This window comes from Rhodococcus sp. WS3 (genome assembly GCF_003797085.1).
GTDB lineage: Bacteria > Actinomycetota > Actinomycetes > Mycobacteriales > Mycobacteriaceae > Rhodococcus_F > Rhodococcus_F globerula.
This window is the reverse complement of the sequence record NZ_RKMA01000001.1, coordinates 2,550,140-2,568,789: the sequence shown is the minus strand read 5'-3', so window position 1 is coordinate 2,568,789 and position 18,650 is coordinate 2,550,140. Positions and strand designations below refer to the sequence as shown.

Below are 18,650 nucleotides of genomic sequence, written 5' to 3'. Positions count from 1 at the left end.
TTCATCCTGCGTCCGGTTCCTTCGGAAGCATGGGTGCGTGGGGCATCTCGGCGATCATCTGTGCGGCAAGTTCGGCTAGTTTTCGTTCGTCCGCGTACGCCAGGCGTGAGTGCAGTTCCGCGAGCGGTACCCAGGCCACTTCGGTGACCTCGACGTCTTCGTCGGACAGTTCGCCGCCGAGGAACCTCAAGAGATAGTGGTGCACCGTTTTATGGACGCGTCGGCCCTCGGTGACAAACCAGTAGTCGATGCTGCCGAGTGGCGCGAGGACGGTTCCCTGAATGCCCGTTTCTTCCTCGACCTCACGCATCGCCGTCTGCTCGGCGGTCTCGCCCTGCTCGATGTGTCCCTTGGGCAGTGACCACAACAGACGACCACGGCGGTCGGTTCGTCCGATCAGTGCAGCACACAGGCGTTCGGGCGGGCCGCCCCAGCCGTCGACGACCAATCCGCCCGCCGAAGTTTCGCGGACTGTACGCATCGGGGATCGCTCAGGATTGCCGACGGCAGGACGACGCCGCGAGTTGCGGCGGCTCCTGTTCGTTCGTTCGGCACCTGACACCCCATCGATACTAGTTGGCATCGTCTGGTTGGCCGGTAACCCGCGCAAACCGGGTGCTCGCGTTGATATGCGCGTTCGGCTATTTGCGCACCTTAAGTAAGCTCAATCGACGTGACTGCCCCTACCTCCGATGCCGATCGCCGTGCACGGCTCCTTGCCGACGCTTCCGACACATTGCGCACGCTCTCCGATGTGTTGACCCCGCTGGGTGAGCGCTTCGCAGCGGCCGGCCACGAGCTGTACCTGGTAGGTGGCAGCGTGCGCGACACAATCCTTGGCCGGTTCAGCGGTGATCTGGATTTCACGACGGACGCGCGTCCCGAGAAGGTGCAGGCTCTGCTCAAGGGCTGGGTCGACAAGCAGTGGGATACCGGGATCGATTTCGGCACGATCAGCGCGATCAAGGACGGCCAGGAGATCGAGATCACGACGTTCCGGGCGGATGCCTACGATCGTGTGTCGCGCAATCCGGTAGTCCAGTACGGCGAGAATCTTGCCGACGATCTGGTGCGTCGTGATTTCACGGTCAACGCGATGGCCATGGCGATAGGCGCCGACGGTTCGTTCACGTTTGTCGATCCGCTGAACGGCATGGACGCTCTGCTCGCCGGGGAACTCGATACGCCGTCGGCTCCCGAGAACTCGTTCAACGACGATCCGCTGCGGATGCTGCGCGCGGCACGGTTCGTATCTCAGCTTGGTTTCACGTTGAACAATCGCGTTTTCGACGCCATCAAGGACATGGCTTCGCAGATCGAGCGGATCACGGCCGAACGTGTGCAGACCGAGCTCAACAAGCTCATGCTCGGCATGTACCCGTTGGACGGCATCAACGTCATGGTCGATTCCGGTTTGGCGGATTACGTGCTGCCCGAGATCCCGCAGATGAAGCTCGAGATCGACGAGCATCACCAGCACAAGGACGTCTACCAGCACTCTCTGACGGTGCTGCAGCAGGCCATCGACCTCGAGGACGGCGACCCGGATCTCGTATTGCGTTGGGCCGCACTGCTTCACGACATCGGCAAGCCGGACACCAAGCGCAACGAGCCCGGCGGCGGCGTCAGCTTCCATCACCACGAGGTTGTCGGTGCCAAGCTCGTGCGCAAGCGTTTGCGTGCCCTCAAGTTCTCCAAGCAGATGGTGGACGACATCTCGCAGCTCGTGTTCCTGCACTTGCGTTTTCACGGTTACGGCAAGGGGCAGTGGACGGACTCTGCCGTGCGGCGGTACGTCACAGATGCCGGTGAACTACTCCCCCGCTTGCACAAGTTGGTGCGCGCCGACTGCACCACCCGCAACAAGCGTCGGGCCGCGCAGTTGCAGGCCACCTACGACGATATCGAAGAGCGGATCGCCCGTATCGCCGAGCAGGAAGACCTCGCTCGGGTGCGTCCGGACCTCGACGGCAACGCCATCATGGAACTGTTGAACATTCCTGCCGGTCCCCAGGTGGGTAAGGCGTGGACCTTCCTCAAGGAATTGCGTCTCGATCGTGGTCCCCTCGACCGGGACGAGGCCGAGGCCGAACTGTTGAAGTGGTGGGCTGCCCAGCAGTCCTAGCCTTCTCGCTTCTTGCGGTTGATCAACACCGCCGACAATCCGGCGGCGTAGACGCCCGCACCGGCAAGGGCTAATCCGACGCTCTTGCCGTCGGGTGCGATCACCGTCGACGCGGCGGCGATCGCACCGATGAACGCGACGTTGAACACGGTGTCCTGCAAGGAGAAAACCTGGCCACGACGGTTGTCGTCGATGTCGATCTGCATCGCCGCGTCGCCGGCCAGTTTCACGGTTTGGCCGGCAATGCCGAGAAGGAATGCGGCGATCAGGAGCGATCCCTGCGTCAGTGTGGTGACAAAAACGAGTTGGATGATCACGGCGGCCGTCAGTGCGTAGGTGACGGTTCGCGAGCGACCGAGCCGCGGAATCACAAACGGTGTGATCAGTGCGGCGATCAGCATGCCGATGGCCGTAGCGCCAACGGCAACACCGAATCCCGCCATCCCACCAGGGAGCGCCGAGCCGTTGGACGTGTCCCGAAGCACCAGCACCATGATCAGTGTGTTGATGCCGAAACAGATTCTGTGCGCGCCGATTCCGATCATCGTGGTAGTGACGCCGGGAGCCTCCCAGACGGCAGTGGCTCCGGTCTTCAGGCCCGTTAGAACGGAATGAAGAGCGCCCGTGTTGATTCTTTCCGAGGTGGTGGGGCCAAGGGATCTGGCGGTGAACCGTGCAGCTGCCACAGCTGCAACGGCCGATCCGACGGCAGCGCACGCCACGGCGATTGCGGACGCCCGATCACCGGCACCCACAATCCCGATAATGCTCACCGCCGCGGTTGCGCCCAGGGCCGACACCACTGAACCTGCGGTTGTGAGAACGGAATTGGTGGCCACCAACCAGGATTGCCGAACCACTTTCGGTAGTGCAGCCGAGACTCCGGCGCCAACAAATCGGCTGACCCCGATAGCCGCCAATGCGCACAACAGCAGCGGCGTGTCCCCTCCCCCGCTGGCGAGCAGAACAGCGGTCGTGAGGATCAGCAGACCGCGCAGAACACTTGCCCACAGCAGGACGAGGCGCCGGTCGAGGCGATCGAGGAGCGCACCCGCAAAGGGTCCGATGATCGAATAGGGCAGCAGCAGTACGGCAAACCCCGCCGCAATCGCCACAGGATCCGTCTCGCGTTCCGGGTTGAACAGGATCGCGCCGCCCAGCGCGGCCTGAAACAACCCGTCGCCGAACTGGCTCGAGAAGCGGACAAGCGCCAACCGTCCGAGGCCCGGGGATTCCCGCACGGTGTGGAGCGTCCTGGACCAGGCCTCGCGGCGGTTCGAGGCTGGGGTCATGTAGTGAAACTCTAGCGGGAACCGAACTATCGACCGTCGAACCGGTCCCGCAATGCATCGAGGCCAACCAGGTACACGTTGTCGCCGAAGGCGTTCTCCACGACGGGGATGATCTCGTCGCCTCCGTCGTAGGTGGCGGTCCACCTGACTTCACTGCCGTCAGGCGTCGGAACTACTTCGATGCGGGCAATGTAGTTCTTGACCGGTAGCGGTTGGTCGAGTACCTCGTAGCTGTAGGTTCGGCCGCTGTTGTCATGCTCGATCAACTCTTCACGTGCTACGACATTGCCGTCGACGATGAATCGGCGTACAGCACCTGGCGTGGTCGGGTCTGCGCTTTCTTCCATTTCGGAAGGGGGGACGCGCGGGTGCCACGAGGCGAGTTCGTCGAATCCTTTGATCACAGACCAGATCTGGTCCGGCTCGACGGGCAGAGTGGTTGTTCGTAGAAGCGTGGGCATAAGTACCTCTCTAGTGCTTCGCTCGGTGTGACGTGGACACTAGGGAGCTCGTGGGCCGGGTGGGAACGCAAATCCCATTCATTGGAAAGGTGCGTGCTCTTCAGGCTGCCGCGGTGCGGGCCTGTTCTGCTCGCCACCAGCCGACAGTTTCGCGCGCTGCCTGATCGAGTGGCGTCGGCGACAGCCCGAGGAGGGCTTCGCTGGCAGTCGAATCCATCACGAAAGGCTTGGTGAACTGGTAGTTCATCTCTGCGAGTTCGCGGGTATCGGTGTGTACCTTGCCGACGGTATCGAGAACCCAGGCCGGGAGTACGCCCACCTTGGCGGCGGGGGCTCCTGCGGCGTCGGCAAACGCCTCGGCAATGGTGCGTTGGGTGAGCGCGGGTCCGGTGGGTGCGTGCAGGACGGAGTTCCACAGTTCCGGGTTGTGTGCCGCGGCGATCATCGCTGCCGCAAGATCGGGTACGTACGTGAAGGAGTGTGGCTGATCTGCCGATCCGATTACCCGAATCTTCTTTCCTGCCATCACTTTCGGAGCCATGCGTTCGCCGGCGTGAGCTGTGCGCACGTAGGGGCCGAAGAAGTCCGACGCCACCACGCTGACGGTGGGTGTGGCAGAGGATTCGCGGGCGCGCAGTAGCATCGCGCGCACTCCGCGCTTACCGCCGGTGACGTTGCGGGGGTCGGATTCCGTCATCACGGTGTCGGAGTTGTAGGCGTAGAGGCTTTCGGGGAACACCACAACGGCATTCAACGAGGCTGCGACGTCGAGGATGACTTTTTCTGCCGCGGGGAGTTCACGTTCCCAGTCCGCGGCGTTGTAGGCGGCATGAATGCAGTGGTAGATCGCGGTGGCGCCCTCGGTGGCGGCGCGCAGTGCGTCTCGATCCGACACATCGACGCGTCGACGCTCGATCCGTGGGTGCTGCGGTCCGCTTCCGGATCTGGTCAGGAGGCGGACGTTGATCCCCTGTTCGGCGAGTTGTAGCGCTACGGTGGATCCGACTGGTCCTGCGCCGGTGACGATTTCGAGGTTCGACATGATGTCTCCTACCTGAGGTTCGTGGTTTAGAGAGCACTGCTCTCGATTTCTAGGATGCGCCTCATGGAGTGCAATGTCAAGAGCACTGCTCTCTTTTATTGGCGCTGCTCTCGTTTGTTGGCTCTGCTCTCGGAATTGAGGCAAGCTGTGTCCATGGCCGGTACCCCCCGCGAACGCGCGCGTGAACAGACCTTGCAGGACATCACCCGGATCGGCCGCGAACACTTGGCGGCGGTCGGGGCTGCGGCTCTGTCGCTACGCGCGGTGGCGCGAGATCTGGGCGTCGTATCCTCGGCGGTCTACCGGTATGTGGCCAGCCGCGACGAACTGCTCACCCTTCTTGTCGTGGATGCTTACACCGAGCTGGGCGCCGAAGTGGATGCTGAGGTGGATGCTGTTGCGGCAGAAGATTATCGGGGGCAGTTTTTGGCGTTGGGCCGAGCCGTGCGGGCCTGGGCGATGCGCGAACCCGCTAGATACGGACTGCTGTTCGGCAGTCCGGTGCCCGGCTACAACGCACCGGGTGAGCAGACCACCGGGCCGGGCACGCGGGTGGTCACCAGGCTGATCGCAATAGTCGACAGCGCGCATCGGGCGGGTGCCCTCACATCGTTCCCCGACGCAGCAGTCGGTGAACCCTTGAAGGCGGATCTGGAACGTGTGCGCGCGGAGATGGGCGTCGAATTGCGGCCCGAGGCAATCACCCGCGGAACCTTGGTGTGGGTGTCGCTGTTCGGTTCTGTGAACTTCGAGGTGTTCGGGCAGTATGGATCGGACACCTTCACCGAACCGGCCGAGCTTTTCGAGCGGCACCTCGCCTTGCTCGCGGGAATGGCGGGCTTGGAGTGAGATGATGTAGGTGTGTCGCACGCAGAAGAACCCGAAGACCGTATGGCCTGGATCGAACCCGAGGTTGGGCCAGGCAGCTTGTTGGTGTCGTCCACCGACCTCGTTGAACCTGCGTTCCGCCGCACCGTCATCTACATGATCGAACACAACGACGCGGGAAGTCTTGGCGTCGTGATCAATCGGCCGAGCGAGACGACTGTGCAGAACGTCCTTCCGCAGTGGGCGCCACTGGCCGCCAATCCGTCGGCCCTCTACGTCGGCGGGCCGGTGAAACGCGATTCCGCACTGTGTCTCGGCACCGCGCGCAACGGGGCAATCATCGACGGTGTCGCGGGTTTGCGGCGCGTCGACGGCAAGGTGGTGATGGTGGATCTGGATTCCGATCCCAACGTGATTGCTCCGCTGGTCGAGGGAATTCGTATCTTCGCCGGGTATTCGGGTTGGACTGTTGGGCAGCTTGATTCGGAACTCGAGCGTGACGACTGGATGGTGACCGCTTCCTTGCCGTCGGACGTTGTGACGCCGTCGCGGATCGATGTGTGGGCCCGGGTGCTACGACGCCAGCCCTTGCCGCTGGCCATGCTGGCCACTCATCCCATCGAGGTTGAGCGGAACTGATCTAACCAACTCTGATGGGATCCCGGTTCGCGAAGCGTTGCGCCAGCGCGGCACACACGATCAGCTGGATTTGATGGAAGATCATCAGCGGCAACACGATCAGGCCGACAGGTTGACCCGCGAACAGGACAGCCGCCATCGGCAGGCCCGTCGCCAAGGATTTCTTCGATCCGCAGAAGATGATGACGATCTGATCGGCTAGATCGAAGCCGAGCCTGCGCCCCGCGAAGGTTGTCACCGCAAGCACCACCGCGAGGATCACGCAGCACACCGCCACCAGGATCAGGATCTGCCAGATCGTGATCGTGCTCCAGATGCCTTCCTTCATGCTCTCGCTGAAGGCGGCAAAGACAACCAGAAGGATGGACCCGCGGTCGACGAACTTTGTTGGCTCTGCGTACTTTTGAAGCCAGCCGATTACCAGTGGCCGGATCAGCTGGCCAATGATGAACGGGATCAGCAACTGCACGACGATGTCGAGGATCGACGAGAAATCGACGGTTGCCTCGCCTGTGGTGTTCATCAGGAGAACCACCAGCAGCGGGGTGATGAAGACGCCGATCAGGTTGGAGAACGACGCACTGACGATCGCGCCCGCAACGTTTCCCTTGGCAATTGACGTGAAGGCGATCGACGACTGAACCGTCGACGGAACCAGGCACATGTAGAGGATGCCGGTGTACAGCTCGTCGCTGATCAGCGTCGGCGACAGGAATCGCAGTGCCAGGCCGATCAAGGGGAACAAGATAAACGTCGACGCCAACACGACGCTGTGCAGCCGCCAGTGTTTGACGCCCTTCCAGGCTTCCTGCGGCGAGAGGCGGGCGCCGTAGAGCAGGAACAGGAAGCCGATGGCGATCTTGGTGGCCCAGTCGAGCACTGTCTCAGCGGTGCCCGATACCGGGAACACACTTCCGAGCACTGCGGCGATGATGATGCCGAGGATGAACCCGTCGATGTAGAACCTGCTGAGAAACTTCACCTGGCTAAGGATAACGACGTGCTGCGCGGGCGTTGAAGGTCATCATGACCAGGCACAAGAGTGCTCCGATGATCGACAGTTCGATTATCGCGGTCTGCATCCCTTGGACGGTGATGGCGATGCCCGCGAGAATGGACGGTATCGCCAACCCCGCGTAACTGACGGTAAAGAACGCCGCGAGGATCGCGCCGTGGCTTTCGCGGGCGTGTGCTCGCGCCGCGGCGTTGACTCGTTTCATGCCGCCGGCAAATACCAATCCGTGCCCGGCGCCGACCACAATGGTGACAACGCTCAGCAGTGCGAGGCTCGGAACGATATCGACAACAAGTAACCCGATCATCCCGAGAGCAAGAATTCCGAGACCGACGATCGTGGACGCGCGGGGGTCCATCCGGCTGCCACCGAGTTGAGCGATCACGGAGCAGATCATGACCAGTGCGGCAGCGCCGCCGGCAAGTAGAAGATTGTTGATCCCGAGCAAGCTGGTCATCCAGGACGGGACTACGGATTGGAACAGGCCGACCGCTCCCCAGGAGAGTGCGACAGCAAGTGAACTGAGCCAGAACGTTTGCTGGATCACCGCGGGAACGCGGGGAATCTGGAACAGGCTCTTCGGGCGAGCGGTCCTTGTGCCGCGCGGTAGCAGCAACAGAACGATGAGGGCGGGAACAAACGCGACAAGGAAAATCAGGTACGGCAGGCGCAGCGGTTGGGGCAGATATTGCGCAATTGCGCCCGAGACGAGCGGTCCCAGCGCGCCCCCGAGCGCACCCGTCACAGTGGAGACGAGAGCTGCGCGCCGGTGATCGAACGTCGGCTCCTGTTCAACGAGCGCAGCGCTACCGGCGGCGCTGACTGCGCCCACCGCAATTCCTTGTGCGATCCGACCGAGAAACAGCCAGACGGTGGCGTCGGCAAAAGCGAGGACAAGCGTTCCGGCGACGCTCAAAGCCAGTGACATCAGGAGCACGGCGCGTCGGCCGAGAAAGTCGGAGAGTGGGCCGAAGAACAGCAGCGCCGGCACCAACCCAGCGACGTAGACGCCGTAGATGAGCGTCTGGATTGTGGGCGTGAATCCGAACTCGCTGCGGTAGAGCCCGTAGACGGAGGTGGGCATGTTCGCGCCGAGCAGGATCACGGTGAGGACGTAGCCGACACCGTAGAAGTGTCGATTGGTCCGGCGGGTTGCGGTTTGCGCGGTGAGTGCTGTCGTGGACGTGGGAAGCCCCTCCTCAAATACATGGGTCGTCCTACGTATCGTAAGGGAGCGGAACGAATGGCGCGAATGGCGCAAAAGCTGTGAGGATGGGCAGATGACAGTGGTTCGCAAGGAATCGGCGTACGAACAATCCCTCGAGTGGATGCGTGCGCAGATCGCGGATGGTTCGTGGACCGTCGGCAATCGCATCCCGACGGAGCCGGAGCTGATGAGCGTCCTGGGCGTCGGGCGGAACACTGTCCGAGAGGCAATCAAGACCCTGACATCTACGGGTGTGCTCGAGATCCGGCGGGGATCGGGCACCTTTGTCCGGGCGCGGACGGATATCGGCGGTCTGCTGGGCCGCCACGCCGCGGTCGAAGAGATGACGTACGTCTTCGAGGTGCGTCGGGCGCTCGAGGTCGAGGCGGTCCGATTGGCGTGCGAGCGGCGCACGGACGAGGACGTCCGGATTCTGCGTGAGCTGGCGGAGAAGCGAGACCACGCCGGGGACGATTTTGTCGAGGTCGATCTCGGCTTCCACATCGCGGTTGTCGAGGCCGCACACAATCCGGTTCTGAAGGAATTGTTTGCCGGCATCCTCGAAACCGTTCGAGCCACCTACAACGTGACGGAAGGTGTGCACCCGCCGTCATTGACGTCGCTGCATCACCGAGGAGTCGCGGCAGCCATCGAGGACCGAGACGTCGACCGAGCCCGCAGCGCCGCGTGTGGTTATCTCGAGAAGACGAAGGAAGCGATCGGGTCGAGCGCGATCGATTAACTGCTCCGGGCGTCGGCGAGGCTGTTCAATGCGCCGGCTATGTCGTCGGCTTTCGGGGTGGTGACGGTGAGCTTGTCGCCGCCCGCAAAAGTAATGACGACCGCGGGGCCGGTGCGCGTGACGATGCCGTAGTTGCGACGCCCCTTGCTCTTGAGTCCCCAGCCGCCGAAATCCGCAAATGGTTTGATCTCCGCGACCTTGGCACCGACAACCTCGTCGACGCCGTAAGTCATCGCAGGCATGCCCATGTTGAACACCTTGATCTCGGTGGTGTCGACAACAACACGGAAGCGAACGAGGGTCACGCAGAACACGGCAAGCACGAGGAACAGTGCCAAGAACCAGGCAGAGCTGACCAAACCGAGGATGATTCCGGGCGCCGCCATGATCAGTCCGAAGATCACGGAACCCTTGGTAGAGAACCCGACGTCGTCGGTGATGGGCAGTGCAGCGTCGCTTCGGGGCAGAGCGCGGTTCGGAGCTTCCGTAGCCGCGGTGCGCTGGCGATAGTCGCGTAGCAACGACGCTCCGAGCAGGCCGACGACGCATCCTCCGAGCGCTCCGGCCGCGAGGGCTCCGATGGGCGCGGGAACGGCCGACGGGTCGACCACGTCGAGTTGAGCGTGGAGCGATGCGACCTGGCCACCGGTGATGATGCCCACCACGATCAGGCCGAGGACGATCATGAATCGACGCATCATCAGCATCGCGGGCGCGAGAGCTGCGAGTGCCGAGAGTCCGGCGCCAAACAGAATGGTCAGCAGAGCAAACGTCCACGCGCTGGTCGTGGGTGTCGCAAAGCCGTCGGCCGACGTCATGGACCAGTGCGTGGCGATCTTGTCGGGGAGCCGGGGGTCCCACAGTGTTGTGAGTACAACGCCGCCGAGCGCGCACAGCACGGGGATAAGGAGACCGAAGAATGCCCCGGCGGGATCGATTACACGATGTTTCACGTGAATCAATGAGTCGGCTGGCAAGCATCCTTGAGCGAGCAGGCACCGCAGGAGCCGGTGCCGCAGTCGGCGGCATTCGCCTTGGCTTCGGGGGTTTCGGCCGCGGGTTCTTCGGTGTGTCCGCAGTTGCAGTCGTTGCCGCAACCGCTCTGCTCGGGCAGGGCTGCGGCCGCTCGGGCGCCGATGCTGCCGCCGAAACCAGCGGTGAACACTGCGCCCACCACGGCGACGAGAGCGATGCCGAGGCCCATGGCGGTGCTCATCGTCAAAGCGCCGATGCCACCGAGAACGAGGACGCCTGCCGCAGCGGCCATCGTCGGGCCTGCCACCTTGTTGGCGAGCGCAAACGATTCTTCGCTTCGCAACGTATCCGGGGTTCGGATACCCGCCCAGCGGTTACGCGGAAGCTTGCCGATCAGTCCGGCAACAGCGACTCCACCAACGGCAAGAGCGAGCACGAACAGCACTACAGCAACAACGATCACCCATACAGGATAGGTGCGAGTGGAGTTGATGGTATGCCCGGGTGGCGCAGGCTCTACCCTGGTTAACGGTATTCAACGGCAGCCAAGTAGATAGCGACCACAGTGACCGAGTCTCCGCAGTCCCCCGATTCACCAGTCGACGCCACCCCGCAGCACCGCTACACCGCGGAGCTTGCCGGCCAGATCGAGCAGCGCTGGCAGGACCGCTGGAGCGAGGAGGGCACGTTCAACGCGCCCAATCCGGTCGGTCCGCTCTCCTCCCCCGACGGCGTGCCCGCCGACAAGCTGTTCGTTCAGGACATGTTCCCGTACCCCTCGGGTTCGGGTCTGCACGTCGGCCACCCGCTCGGCTACATCGCCACCGACGTCTTTGCGCGCTTCCATCGCATGCACGGCCGCAACGTCCTGCACACCCTCGGCTACGACGCCTTCGGTCTGCCGGCCGAGCAGTACGCCGTGCAGACGGGTACCCACCCGCGCACGACCACCGAGGCGAATATCGCCAACATGAAGCGTCAGCTCCGACGCCTTGGCCTGGGCCATGACGAGCGTCGTAGCCTGGCGACGACGGATGTCGACTTCTATCACTGGACGCAGTGGATCTTCCTGCAGATCCACGGCGCGTGGTACGACAAGGCGGCCGGCAAGGCCCGTCGTATCTCGGAGCTGGAAGCCGAGTTCGAGTCCGGTGAGCGCACTGTCGACGACGGCCGCGACTGGGCTTCGCTGACCGTGGCCGATAAGGCCAAGGTTGTGGACTCGTACCGCCTTGTCTACCAGTCCGATTCGATGGTGAACTGGTGCCCCGGTCTGGGTACCGTTCTGGCCAACGAAGAGGTCACTGCCGACGGTCGTAGCGACCGCGGCAACTTCCCCGTCTTCCGTAAGCACCTCCAGCAGTGGATGATGCGCATCACCGCGTACTCCGACCGTCTGGTCGACGATCTCGAGTACCTGGATTGGCCGGACAAGGTCAAGGCCATGCAGCGCAACTGGATCGGCCGCTCGTACGGCGCCGAAGTTACCTTTGCGGCAGGTGAATACGGCATCGACGTATTCACGACGCGCCCCGACACGTTGTTCGGTGCCACGTACGTGACGTTGGCTCCCGAGCACGATCTGGTCGACAAGCTTGTTGCCGACGAATGGCCGGAAGGCGTCGACGCACGCTGGACCGGTGGCGCCACCACTCCTGCGGAAGCTGTTGCGGCATACCGTAAGTCGATCGCTGCCAAGACGGACCTGGAGCGTCAGGAAAACAAGGAGAAGACCGGCGTCTTCCTCGGTTCCTACGCGATCAACCCCGTCAACGGCCACAAGGTTCCGGTCTTCATCGCCGATTACGTTCTGACCGGCTACGGCACCGGCGCGATCATGGCTGTTCCGGGACACGATCACCGTGACTGGGAGTTCGCCAACGCTTTCGGTCTCGACATTCTCGAAGTTATTGCCGGCGGCGATGTTTCGGAGTCCGCGTACTCCGGTGACGGCGCTCTGGTGAATTCCGACTACCTCGACGGTCTGGACGTGGCTGAGGCCAAGGCCACCGTCATCAGCAAGCTCGAGGAGTCCGGTCACGGCAAGGGCACCATCCAGTACAAGCTGCGCGACTGGCTCTTCGCGCGTCAGCGTTACTGGGGCGAGCCTTTCCCGATCGTGTACGACGCTGCCGGAAACGCGCATGCTCTACCGGATTCGGCTCTGCCGGTGGTTCTTCCGGAGGTCGAGGACTACGCACCCGTGTCCTTCGATCCGGACGACGCCAACTCAGAGCCCTCTCCCCCGCTGAACAAGGCAACCGACTGGGTCAACGTCGAACTCGACCTCGGCGACGGCCTGCAGACCTACCACCGCGACACCAACGTCATGCCGCAGTGGGCCGGTAGCTCGTGGTACCAGCTGCGCTACATCGACCCCACCAACCAGGACACATTCTGCGATCCGCAGAACGAGGCCTACTGGACGGGCCCGCGTCCGGAGCTGCACGGCCCCAACGATCCCGGTGGAGTCGACCTCTACGTCGGCGGCGTCGAGCACGCGGTGCTGCACCTGCTGTACTCGCGGTTCTGGCACAAGGTGCTCTTCGACCTGGGCTATGTGTCCTCGAGCGAGCCGTACCGTCGCCTGTACAACCAGGGCTACATCCAGGCCTTCGCGTACACCGATGCCCGTGGCGTCTACGTGCCCGCCGAAGAGGTCGTCGAGAAGGACGGCAAGTACTTCTACGACGGCGCCGAGGTCAACCGTGAGTACGGCAAGATGGGCAAGAGCCTGAAGAATGCCGTTGCGCCGGACGAGATTTGCGCCGAATTCGGTGCGGACACGCTCCGTGTGTACGAGATGTCGATGGGTCCGCTGGACACCTCGCGTCCCTGGGCGACCAAGGACGTCGTCGGTGCTGCACGCTTCCTGCAGCGCGTGTGGCGCGTTGTCATCGACGAGGAGACCGGAAAGCCCCGCGTCACCGACGAGGCCCCGGGTGAAGAGACGCTTCGTGCACTCAACAAGGCAATCGCCGGTGTCAGCGAGGATTACACCGCGCTGCGCGACAACACTGCGGCCGCCAAGCTGATCGAGTACAACAACCACCTCACCAAGGCCTTCCCCGGCGGCGCTCCGCGCTCCGCCGTCGAACCGCTGGTGCTGATGCTCGCTCCCCTGGCACCGCACCTGGCAGAAGAGCTGTGGTCACGCCTCGGTCACACGGAATCCCTTGCGCACGGGCCCTTCCCGGCTGTCGAGGAGAAGTGGCTCGTCGAGGACACCGTCGAGTACCCGATCCAGGTCAACGGCAAGGTGCGTAGCCGCATCAGCGTCCCGGCGGATGCCGATCGCAAGGCTGTCGAGGAGATCGCCCTGGCCGACGAGAAGATCGTTGCCCTGCTCGAGGGCAATGCGCCCCGCAAGGTGATCGTCGTGCCCGGCAAGATGGTGAACATCGTCCTCTAGGGCCTTCGGCCCCGTGCGCCCTTTTGGTAGTTCCGGCTACCAGAAGGGCGCACAGTCGTATCTGGGGGCCGTTCAGTCGTTGTCCTGATTGTCCCGCTCCGCGGAACATGGCGTAGCGCGCGTTCGACGCGAGGGCTGTGATGCAGGTAACACGTTACCGAGATCGGTAGCTGTCGTTCACCGCACTTCCCAGCAAGGCCCCCGGTTGGCTGTATTCGACAGGGGGTCAATCGAATTCGCAGATTTCCCGAAAGGATCTCCAGCCATGGCGTCTGATGTCCACAGCTCCGGTTCGTCTCCCAGTCTGTCCGAACCGACATCGATACCGGAGCGGTGGACTCCGCGACTGGTGTTCTCGCTGGCGTCAATCGTTCTACTCCTGGAAATGCTCGCAGTGAGCTACATGATGATTTCCACGGCGTTGCCCGCAATTTCGGTGCACTATCAAACGACGCAGGGAGCCTGGCTGCTGACGTCGTTCCTGCTGCTGGGTGCGGTTGCGTCGCCACTGCTCGGCAAGCTGGCAGACATGTACGGCAAGCGAAAAATCCTGCTCCTTGCGGTTGCGGGTGCAGCAGTCGGATCCTTCATCTCGGCGATCGCGCCGAGCTATGCCGTCCTGATTCTGGGCCGGGCGCTGACGGGTCTGCTCGTTCCATGCTTGTTCTTGAGCTACTCCCTCATTCGAGATGTGTTTCCGCCGAAAACTGTTGCGCTGGCAGTCAGTATCGCAACTTCCGGTATGGGTCTGATCGCTATTCCGGCGCCGTTCCTCACGGGTTGGTTGATCGACAACCACGGTTTCCGGAGCATCTTCTGGTTCTTCTTCGTCGGGTTGATCATCCTTGGCGGCATGATCTTCGCTTCGACGGCGGAATCTGCTGTGCGACTACGCTCGTCGGTCGATCTGATCGGTGCGGCGCTCCTCGGATCGGGTATCGCAGGAATTCTGATCGGCGTCAGCTTCGGTCCGACCTGGGGCTGGAAGAGTGGTTCGACGCTGGCTTATCTGATCGGCGGCGTCGCGCTACTGATCGCGTGGGTGGCCTCTGCTCGCGCCATCCGTGAGCCGCTGATCGACCTGCGCTACTTCGGTAAGCGTTCGGTGATGCTCACTGCCGTCGGCGCAGGGTTCTGCTACGGCGCTTCGGGCGTATTCACGATTCTGCTACCGATGATGGTGATGACCCCAGCAGTCCTCGGGTTGGGATACGGATTCGGCGTCACAGCAGAAGGATTCGCGATCTTCCAGGCGCCCCTTGGCGGCATGGTGGTGGTCGGTGGCTTGATCGTCGGCTTCCTCGTTGGCCGCAACATCCGACCTCGTCTGCTGATGATCATCGGCATGACCCTCATGGCGGTCGGGTTCACCTTGACAGCGACCATCCACGACAACAAGCCGCTGCTCATCATCTTTGCCGGAATCTTCGGCGTCGGTATGGGTATGGGCTACGCGTCGATTCCGAACCTGCTCATCGAAGCAGTGCCGCCGCAGTTGCAGGCGACCACGGCGAGCATGGTCGCGGTCTTCCAGAGCATCTTCCCCGCAGTGCTTCCCGTCATCGCCTTCACGGTCTTGAACTCGCACATCGCGATGGCGATGGAGGGCGCTGTGTTCTACACCGACGAGGGCATGCGTATCGCGTTCCTGATCGGCGCTGCTGCAGCAGTTCTCGGCGCGATCGCAGCTGTGTTCCTGCCGCGAAACATCGTCCAGATCGGCGCAGAAGACGGCGCGGCGCAGGAGACGTCCCTCCTCCCTGCTCACTGATCGGAAATGCTGCGCGTGTAGATCCGGGCTGACAGGATTGGGTGTACCGACGAAAGGACTCCCATGACGTTCGCGGATCTGGACGGCGATGAACTGTGGAGTTATCTGCAGGAGCGTTCAGGATTGCCCGGCCCGCGCGCGAACCTCGCGCTCATGCTCGAGTTCGCGCGCGGCGCCGACAGAGACGACATCCTGCAGGCGGTGGAGTCCGAAGACGAATACATCCGCTGCTGTGGGATCGTCGGGTTCGGATTCATCCTTGTTCGTTCGCGCGACAAGGCTGTTCTGGGCAGTCTGACGGAGGCGACCACCAGTGCGTCGTGGCGTGCACGTGAAGCTGCCGCGATGGCTGTTCAGGCGATAGGCGACACGGATCCGGAATTGTTCCGGGCGATCATCGAGCAGTGGGCACGCTCCACCCATCCATTGACGCTGCGCGCAGCGGCTGCCGGGATCTGCGAGCCGCGGCTGCTGAAGGACAAGACCAACGCTGTGCTGGCCGTCCGGGTGTGCCGAGACGCTACCGAGTGGATCGTCTCGCAACCAGCTGATTCCCGTCGTGACGCCGACACACGTACTCTCCGGCAGGCGCTCGGATACTGCTGGAGCGTCGCGGTCGCGGCGGATCCGGAGAACGCCCTGCCGGCATTCGTCTCCCTGGAGGCGTCGGACGACACCGATGTCGTCTGGATCGTGCGGGAGAACCGGAAGAAGGCTCGCCTGCGCAAGGTGCTCGAAACCTGACCCGTGGATCAGAGACGTAGGTTATCCTCAGAATTAGAACCTGTTCTAACTACGAGGGGTAGACCATGGCACCGTCCGCAGAGGTAATCCGCAAGACCGTCGACGCCTACATCGAGACAGTCGCCACGGGCACTGCCGCCCAGGTTGTGGCCCTGTACGCCGAGGGTGCAACGGTCGAAGACCCGGTTGGTTCCGACGTGCGCGCCACCCGCGAGTCCATTCTCGAGTTCTACTCCGTGATCGAGAACTTCGACCAGGAAGCTCACCTGCACACCCTCCGCATTGCCGGAAACGAAGCGGCCTTCCACTTCTCGCTGATCACCAAGCTCGGTGAGCAGACGCTGACCATCGCGCCCATCGACGTCATGACCTTCGACGACGACGGAAAGATCCTGTCGATGCGCGCATTCTGGAACCAGGAAGACATGATCAGCGCCTGACATGACGGTGAAGACGATTGATGTCGACGGATTCCGTTGGCAGATGGACGATTCCGGTTCAGGGACAGCTGTGGTTCTGTGTCACGGCTTCCCTGGCCTCGGCTACAGCTATCGACATCAGTCGACGGCCTTGGCAGACGCGGGTTTTCGGGCGATCGCGCTCGACATGCCCGGTTACGGCGGCACTACACGCCCCGATGCGATCGACGAATACACCAACGACGCGGTCGCCGCCCGGATGATCGCGCTTCTCGACGCTCTCGGAATCGACAAAGCCGTCTTTGTCGGTCACGATTTTGGCGCACCGGCTGCGTGGACCACCGCTCTGCGCTACCCGGATCGTGTTGCGGGGCTGGTCTCCTTGGCGGTTCCCTATGCGCCGGACCGCTTTCCGGCCAGGCCGTCCACAATCTACGCCGCCATGGCGCGCAAGCACTTTCTGCACATCCACTACTTCCAAGAACCAGGTGTGGCGGAGCGGGAACTCGACGCCCAGCCGCGTGAATTCCTGCAGCGACTCTTCCACGCTTTGTCCGGTGCCTATCGATACCTCGATGTGTGGGATCACCCCTCCGAGGGAAACGGCTACCTGGACGTACTCCCCGAGGCGCCCGCGTTGCCGTGGTCGTGGCTCACGGAAGAGGACTTCGATGTCTACGTAAAGACTTTTACTGCAACAGGATTCACCGGTGGCTTGAGCTGGTACCGAGCCTACGACGCCAATTGGGAACGCAGTGCGGATTTGGACGGCGCTCACATCAACGTCCCGACGCTCTTCGTCGCGGGCGCCGAGGATCCGGTCATCGCGATGAGCGGCCCCAAGGCATTGGACCGCATGAAGGACACCGTCCCCGACTTGCGAGGTGTGCACCTTCTCGGCGGCGCGGGGCACTTCGTACAACAAGAACGTGCTGCCGAGGTCAATGAACTTTTGATCTCTTTCCTTCGGTCTCTCTAGGCGAAATCGGGCCGAAGGTCTAGCGTTGCGCAGATGCGCACCAGGATCTTCGATCGCGGTATTCGAGTGGGTATCACCGGTGCTCTTGTTGCCGGTTCGCTTCTGGCTCTGGGTGCGTCCGGTGCCGCCGCCGCTCCGCCCTGCCCTGGATCGTCCCCCGCAATCCTCAGCGCCCAGATTCCGGGCGCGGCCCTCGAGGGTGTCACCGTGGACGGGCATGGTCGCCTGTACGCGACAGACCTGGTGAGTGGGCGAATCTTTCGGATCGACACGCCGGGTGCGGCAGCAGTCCCGATCGCGACGGTTCCCGGCGGTGCGGGCGCACTCGCGTGGAGCCCGGACGGTTCACTGCTGGTGGGAACCGGAGCCAACGCCGGCGTGCTGATCGGCGATCTGACGCGGGCTGCGTCGGTCGCGCGGGTGGACGTGAACTCGGGTGTCGTGACGCCGATCGCCGGTGGTCTGAGCGCTGCAAACGGCCTTGCCGTGGCACATGACGGAACGATCTATGCCACCAACGATTTTGGTTCGCTGATCGGAAAAGTCAGCCCCAACGGCGCCGTAGACCCGGCGTGGGCGAGCCTCCCGAGTGCTAACGGCGCCGCATTGAGTGCCGACAATCGCTGGCTTTACGTATCGCGCACGTTTGCCAATCCGGGAGTCAGCCGCATCTCCGTCGACAATCCGGGCTATTCGGAGTCGCTGGTTGATCTCAGTGGTCTCGAAATATTCTCAGCCCCAGATGGTTTGACGTTGGATTCGCAAGACCGTGCGATCGTCCCCACGGACATCAGCGGTGAGGTGTGGCGTATCGACGGCCCCGGTCAGTACTGCGCGCTCACCAGTGGACTTCAGGCATCGAGCGTGTTGACCTACGGGCGCGGCAATTCCGGATTTGCGGCCGGACACCTCTACCGGGCCGGCTTCGACGGCCGGATTTTCGAGATTCCGGCGGGATTCGACGCGGGTGCTCAGGCGGCGACACCGTAAGGCGGACTT

At 62.8% G+C, this 18,650-nt stretch carries 18 protein-coding genes; 10 read left to right on the top strand and 8 right to left on the bottom strand.

All coding sequences use genetic code 11. The features are described 5' to 3' along the window. Position 1: 1 nt before the first annotated feature. Positions 2 to 481: an NUDIX hydrolase gene (locus EEB13_RS11655; protein WP_080711774.1), complete on the bottom strand. Its 480-nt coding sequence runs from the start codon at positions 479 to 481 to the stop codon at positions 2 to 4. Positions 482 to 673: 192 nt separating this feature from the next. On the opposite strand from EEB13_RS11655, the gene EEB13_RS11650 reads away from it, so the two are divergent. Then, a complete protein-coding gene (locus EEB13_RS11650; protein ID WP_092805294.1) occupies positions 674 to 2,125 on the top strand; it encodes a CCA tRNA nucleotidyltransferase in 1,452 nt (483 codons plus the stop codon). Here EEB13_RS11650 and EEB13_RS11645 read toward each other — a convergent pair. The 3 genes from EEB13_RS11645 to EEB13_RS11635 form a co-directional block, all read right to left on the bottom strand. Then, positions 2,122 to 3,417, bottom strand: coding sequence for an MFS transporter (locus EEB13_RS11645; protein ID WP_141485305.1), 1,296 nt, complete (start codon positions 3,415 to 3,417; stop codon positions 2,122 to 2,124). The genes EEB13_RS11650 and EEB13_RS11645 overlap by 4 nt on opposite strands. Positions 3,418 to 3,443: 26 nt before the next feature. After that, a complete protein-coding gene (locus tag EEB13_RS11640) occupies positions 3,444 to 3,878 on the bottom strand; it encodes an SRPBCC family protein (RefSeq protein WP_141485304.1) in 435 nt (144 codons plus the stop codon). 100 nt (positions 3,879 to 3,978) lie between these two features. Further along, on the bottom strand, positions 3,979 to 4,920 hold the full coding sequence (locus EEB13_RS11635; protein ID WP_141485303.1) for an NAD-dependent epimerase/dehydratase family protein: 942 nt from the start codon (positions 4,918 to 4,920) through the stop codon (positions 3,979 to 3,981). 153 nt (positions 4,921 to 5,073) lie between these two features. Between EEB13_RS11635 and EEB13_RS11630 the strand changes: the two genes are divergently transcribed. Beyond that, positions 5,074 to 5,769: a TetR/AcrR family transcriptional regulator gene (locus tag EEB13_RS11630; protein WP_141485302.1), complete on the top strand. Its 696-nt coding sequence runs from the start codon at positions 5,074 to 5,076 to the stop codon at positions 5,767 to 5,769. Positions 5,770 to 5,781: 12 nt separating this feature from the next. Beyond that, entirely contained in the window at positions 5,782 to 6,387 is a 606-nt protein-coding gene (locus EEB13_RS11625; RefSeq protein ID WP_033235282.1) for a YqgE/AlgH family protein, read from the top strand. 1 nt (position 6,388) lies between these two features. On the opposite strand, the gene EEB13_RS11620 is transcribed toward EEB13_RS11625, so the two are convergent. Further along, positions 6,389 to 7,369, bottom strand: coding sequence for a bile acid:sodium symporter family protein (locus EEB13_RS11620; protein ID WP_141485301.1), 981 nt, complete (start codon positions 7,367 to 7,369; stop codon positions 6,389 to 6,391). A 4-nt stretch (positions 7,370 to 7,373) separates the two neighbouring features. Then, positions 7,374 to 8,507: an MFS transporter gene (locus EEB13_RS11615; protein WP_308811199.1), complete on the bottom strand. Its 1,134-nt coding sequence runs from the start codon at positions 8,505 to 8,507 to the stop codon at positions 7,374 to 7,376. A 175-nt stretch (positions 8,508 to 8,682) separates the two neighbouring features. Here EEB13_RS11615 and EEB13_RS11610 point away from each other — a divergent pair, with 175 nt between their 5' ends. Further along, positions 8,683 to 9,351 carry a FadR/GntR family transcriptional regulator gene (locus EEB13_RS11610; RefSeq protein ID WP_141485300.1) on the top strand — a complete coding sequence of 223 codons (669 nt, stop codon included), beginning with the start codon at positions 8,683 to 8,685 and terminating at the stop codon, positions 9,349 to 9,351. On the opposite strand, the gene EEB13_RS11605 is transcribed toward EEB13_RS11610, so the two are convergent. Further along, entirely contained in the window at positions 9,348 to 10,304 is a 957-nt protein-coding gene (locus tag EEB13_RS11605; protein WP_141485299.1) for a DUF1648 domain-containing protein, read from the bottom strand. The genes EEB13_RS11610 and EEB13_RS11605 overlap by 4 nt on opposite strands. 5 nt (positions 10,305 to 10,309) lie before the next feature. Beyond that, a complete protein-coding gene (locus EEB13_RS11600) occupies positions 10,310 to 10,789 on the bottom strand; it encodes an SdpI family protein (RefSeq protein ID WP_141485298.1) in 480 nt (159 codons plus the stop codon). Between the two features lie 102 nt (positions 10,790 to 10,891). Between EEB13_RS11600 and leuS the strand changes: the two genes are divergently transcribed. The 6 genes from leuS (at position 10,892) to EEB13_RS11570 (ending at position 18,641) form a co-directional block, all read left to right on the top strand. After that, a complete protein-coding gene (gene leuS / locus EEB13_RS11595) occupies positions 10,892 to 13,738 on the top strand; it encodes a leucine--tRNA ligase (protein ID WP_141485297.1) in 2,847 nt (948 codons plus the stop codon). Between the two features lie 265 nt (positions 13,739 to 14,003). Beyond that, complete coding sequence (locus EEB13_RS11590) at positions 14,004 to 15,509, top strand: MFS transporter (RefSeq protein WP_045066027.1); 1,506 nt, start codon at positions 14,004 to 14,006, stop codon at positions 15,507 to 15,509. Between the two features lie 63 nt (positions 15,510 to 15,572). After that, positions 15,573 to 16,253, top strand: a complete 681-nt coding sequence (locus EEB13_RS11585; RefSeq protein ID WP_141485296.1) for a hypothetical protein — start codon at positions 15,573 to 15,575, stop codon at positions 16,251 to 16,253. A 65-nt stretch (positions 16,254 to 16,318) separates the two neighbouring features. Further along, the gene (locus tag EEB13_RS11580; RefSeq protein WP_141485295.1) at positions 16,319 to 16,693 is read left to right on the top strand and encodes a nuclear transport factor 2 family protein; all 375 of its coding nucleotides are present in this window, start codon (positions 16,319 to 16,321) and stop codon (positions 16,691 to 16,693) included. Position 16,694: 1 nt separating this feature from the next. Then, positions 16,695 to 17,651 (top strand): alpha/beta fold hydrolase, encoded by a 957-nt coding sequence (locus EEB13_RS11575; protein ID WP_141485294.1) that lies wholly within the window; start codon positions 16,695 to 16,697, stop codon positions 17,649 to 17,651. Positions 17,652 to 17,684: 33 nt separating this feature from the next. After that, positions 17,685 to 18,641, top strand: coding sequence for an SMP-30/gluconolactonase/LRE family protein (locus EEB13_RS11570; protein ID WP_141485293.1), 957 nt, complete (start codon positions 17,685 to 17,687; stop codon positions 18,639 to 18,641). The last annotated feature ends 9 nt before the right edge of the window (positions 18,642 to 18,650 follow it).

Coding starts and splice junctions, on each gene's coding strand:
- EEB13_RS11655 (WP_080711774.1), bottom strand. CDS start 481: ATGCGTACAGTCCGCGAAACTTCGGCGGGCGGATTGGTCGTCGACGGC.
- EEB13_RS11645 (WP_141485305.1), bottom strand. CDS start 3,417: ATGACCCCAGCCTCGAACCGCCGCGAGGCCTGGTCCAGGACGCTCCAC.
- EEB13_RS11640 (WP_141485304.1), bottom strand. CDS start 3,878: ATGCCCACGCTTCTACGAACAACCACTCTGCCCGTCGAGCCGGACCAG.
- EEB13_RS11635 (WP_141485303.1), bottom strand. CDS start 4,920: ATGTCGAACCTCGAAATCGTCACCGGCGCAGGACCAGTCGGATCCACC.
- EEB13_RS11630 (WP_141485302.1), top strand. CDS start 5,074: ATGGCCGGTACCCCCCGCGAACGCGCGCGTGAACAGACCTTGCAGGAC.
- EEB13_RS11610 (WP_141485300.1), top strand. CDS start 8,683: ATGACAGTGGTTCGCAAGGAATCGGCGTACGAACAATCCCTCGAGTGG.
- EEB13_RS11590 (WP_045066027.1), top strand. CDS start 14,004: ATGGCGTCTGATGTCCACAGCTCCGGTTCGTCTCCCAGTCTGTCCGAA.
- EEB13_RS11585 (WP_141485296.1), top strand. CDS start 15,573: ATGACGTTCGCGGATCTGGACGGCGATGAACTGTGGAGTTATCTGCAG.
- EEB13_RS11580 (WP_141485295.1), top strand. CDS start 16,319: ATGGCACCGTCCGCAGAGGTAATCCGCAAGACCGTCGACGCCTACATC.
- EEB13_RS11575 (WP_141485294.1), top strand. CDS start 16,695: ATGACGGTGAAGACGATTGATGTCGACGGATTCCGTTGGCAGATGGAC.
- EEB13_RS11570 (WP_141485293.1), top strand. CDS start 17,685: ATGCGCACCAGGATCTTCGATCGCGGTATTCGAGTGGGTATCACCGGT.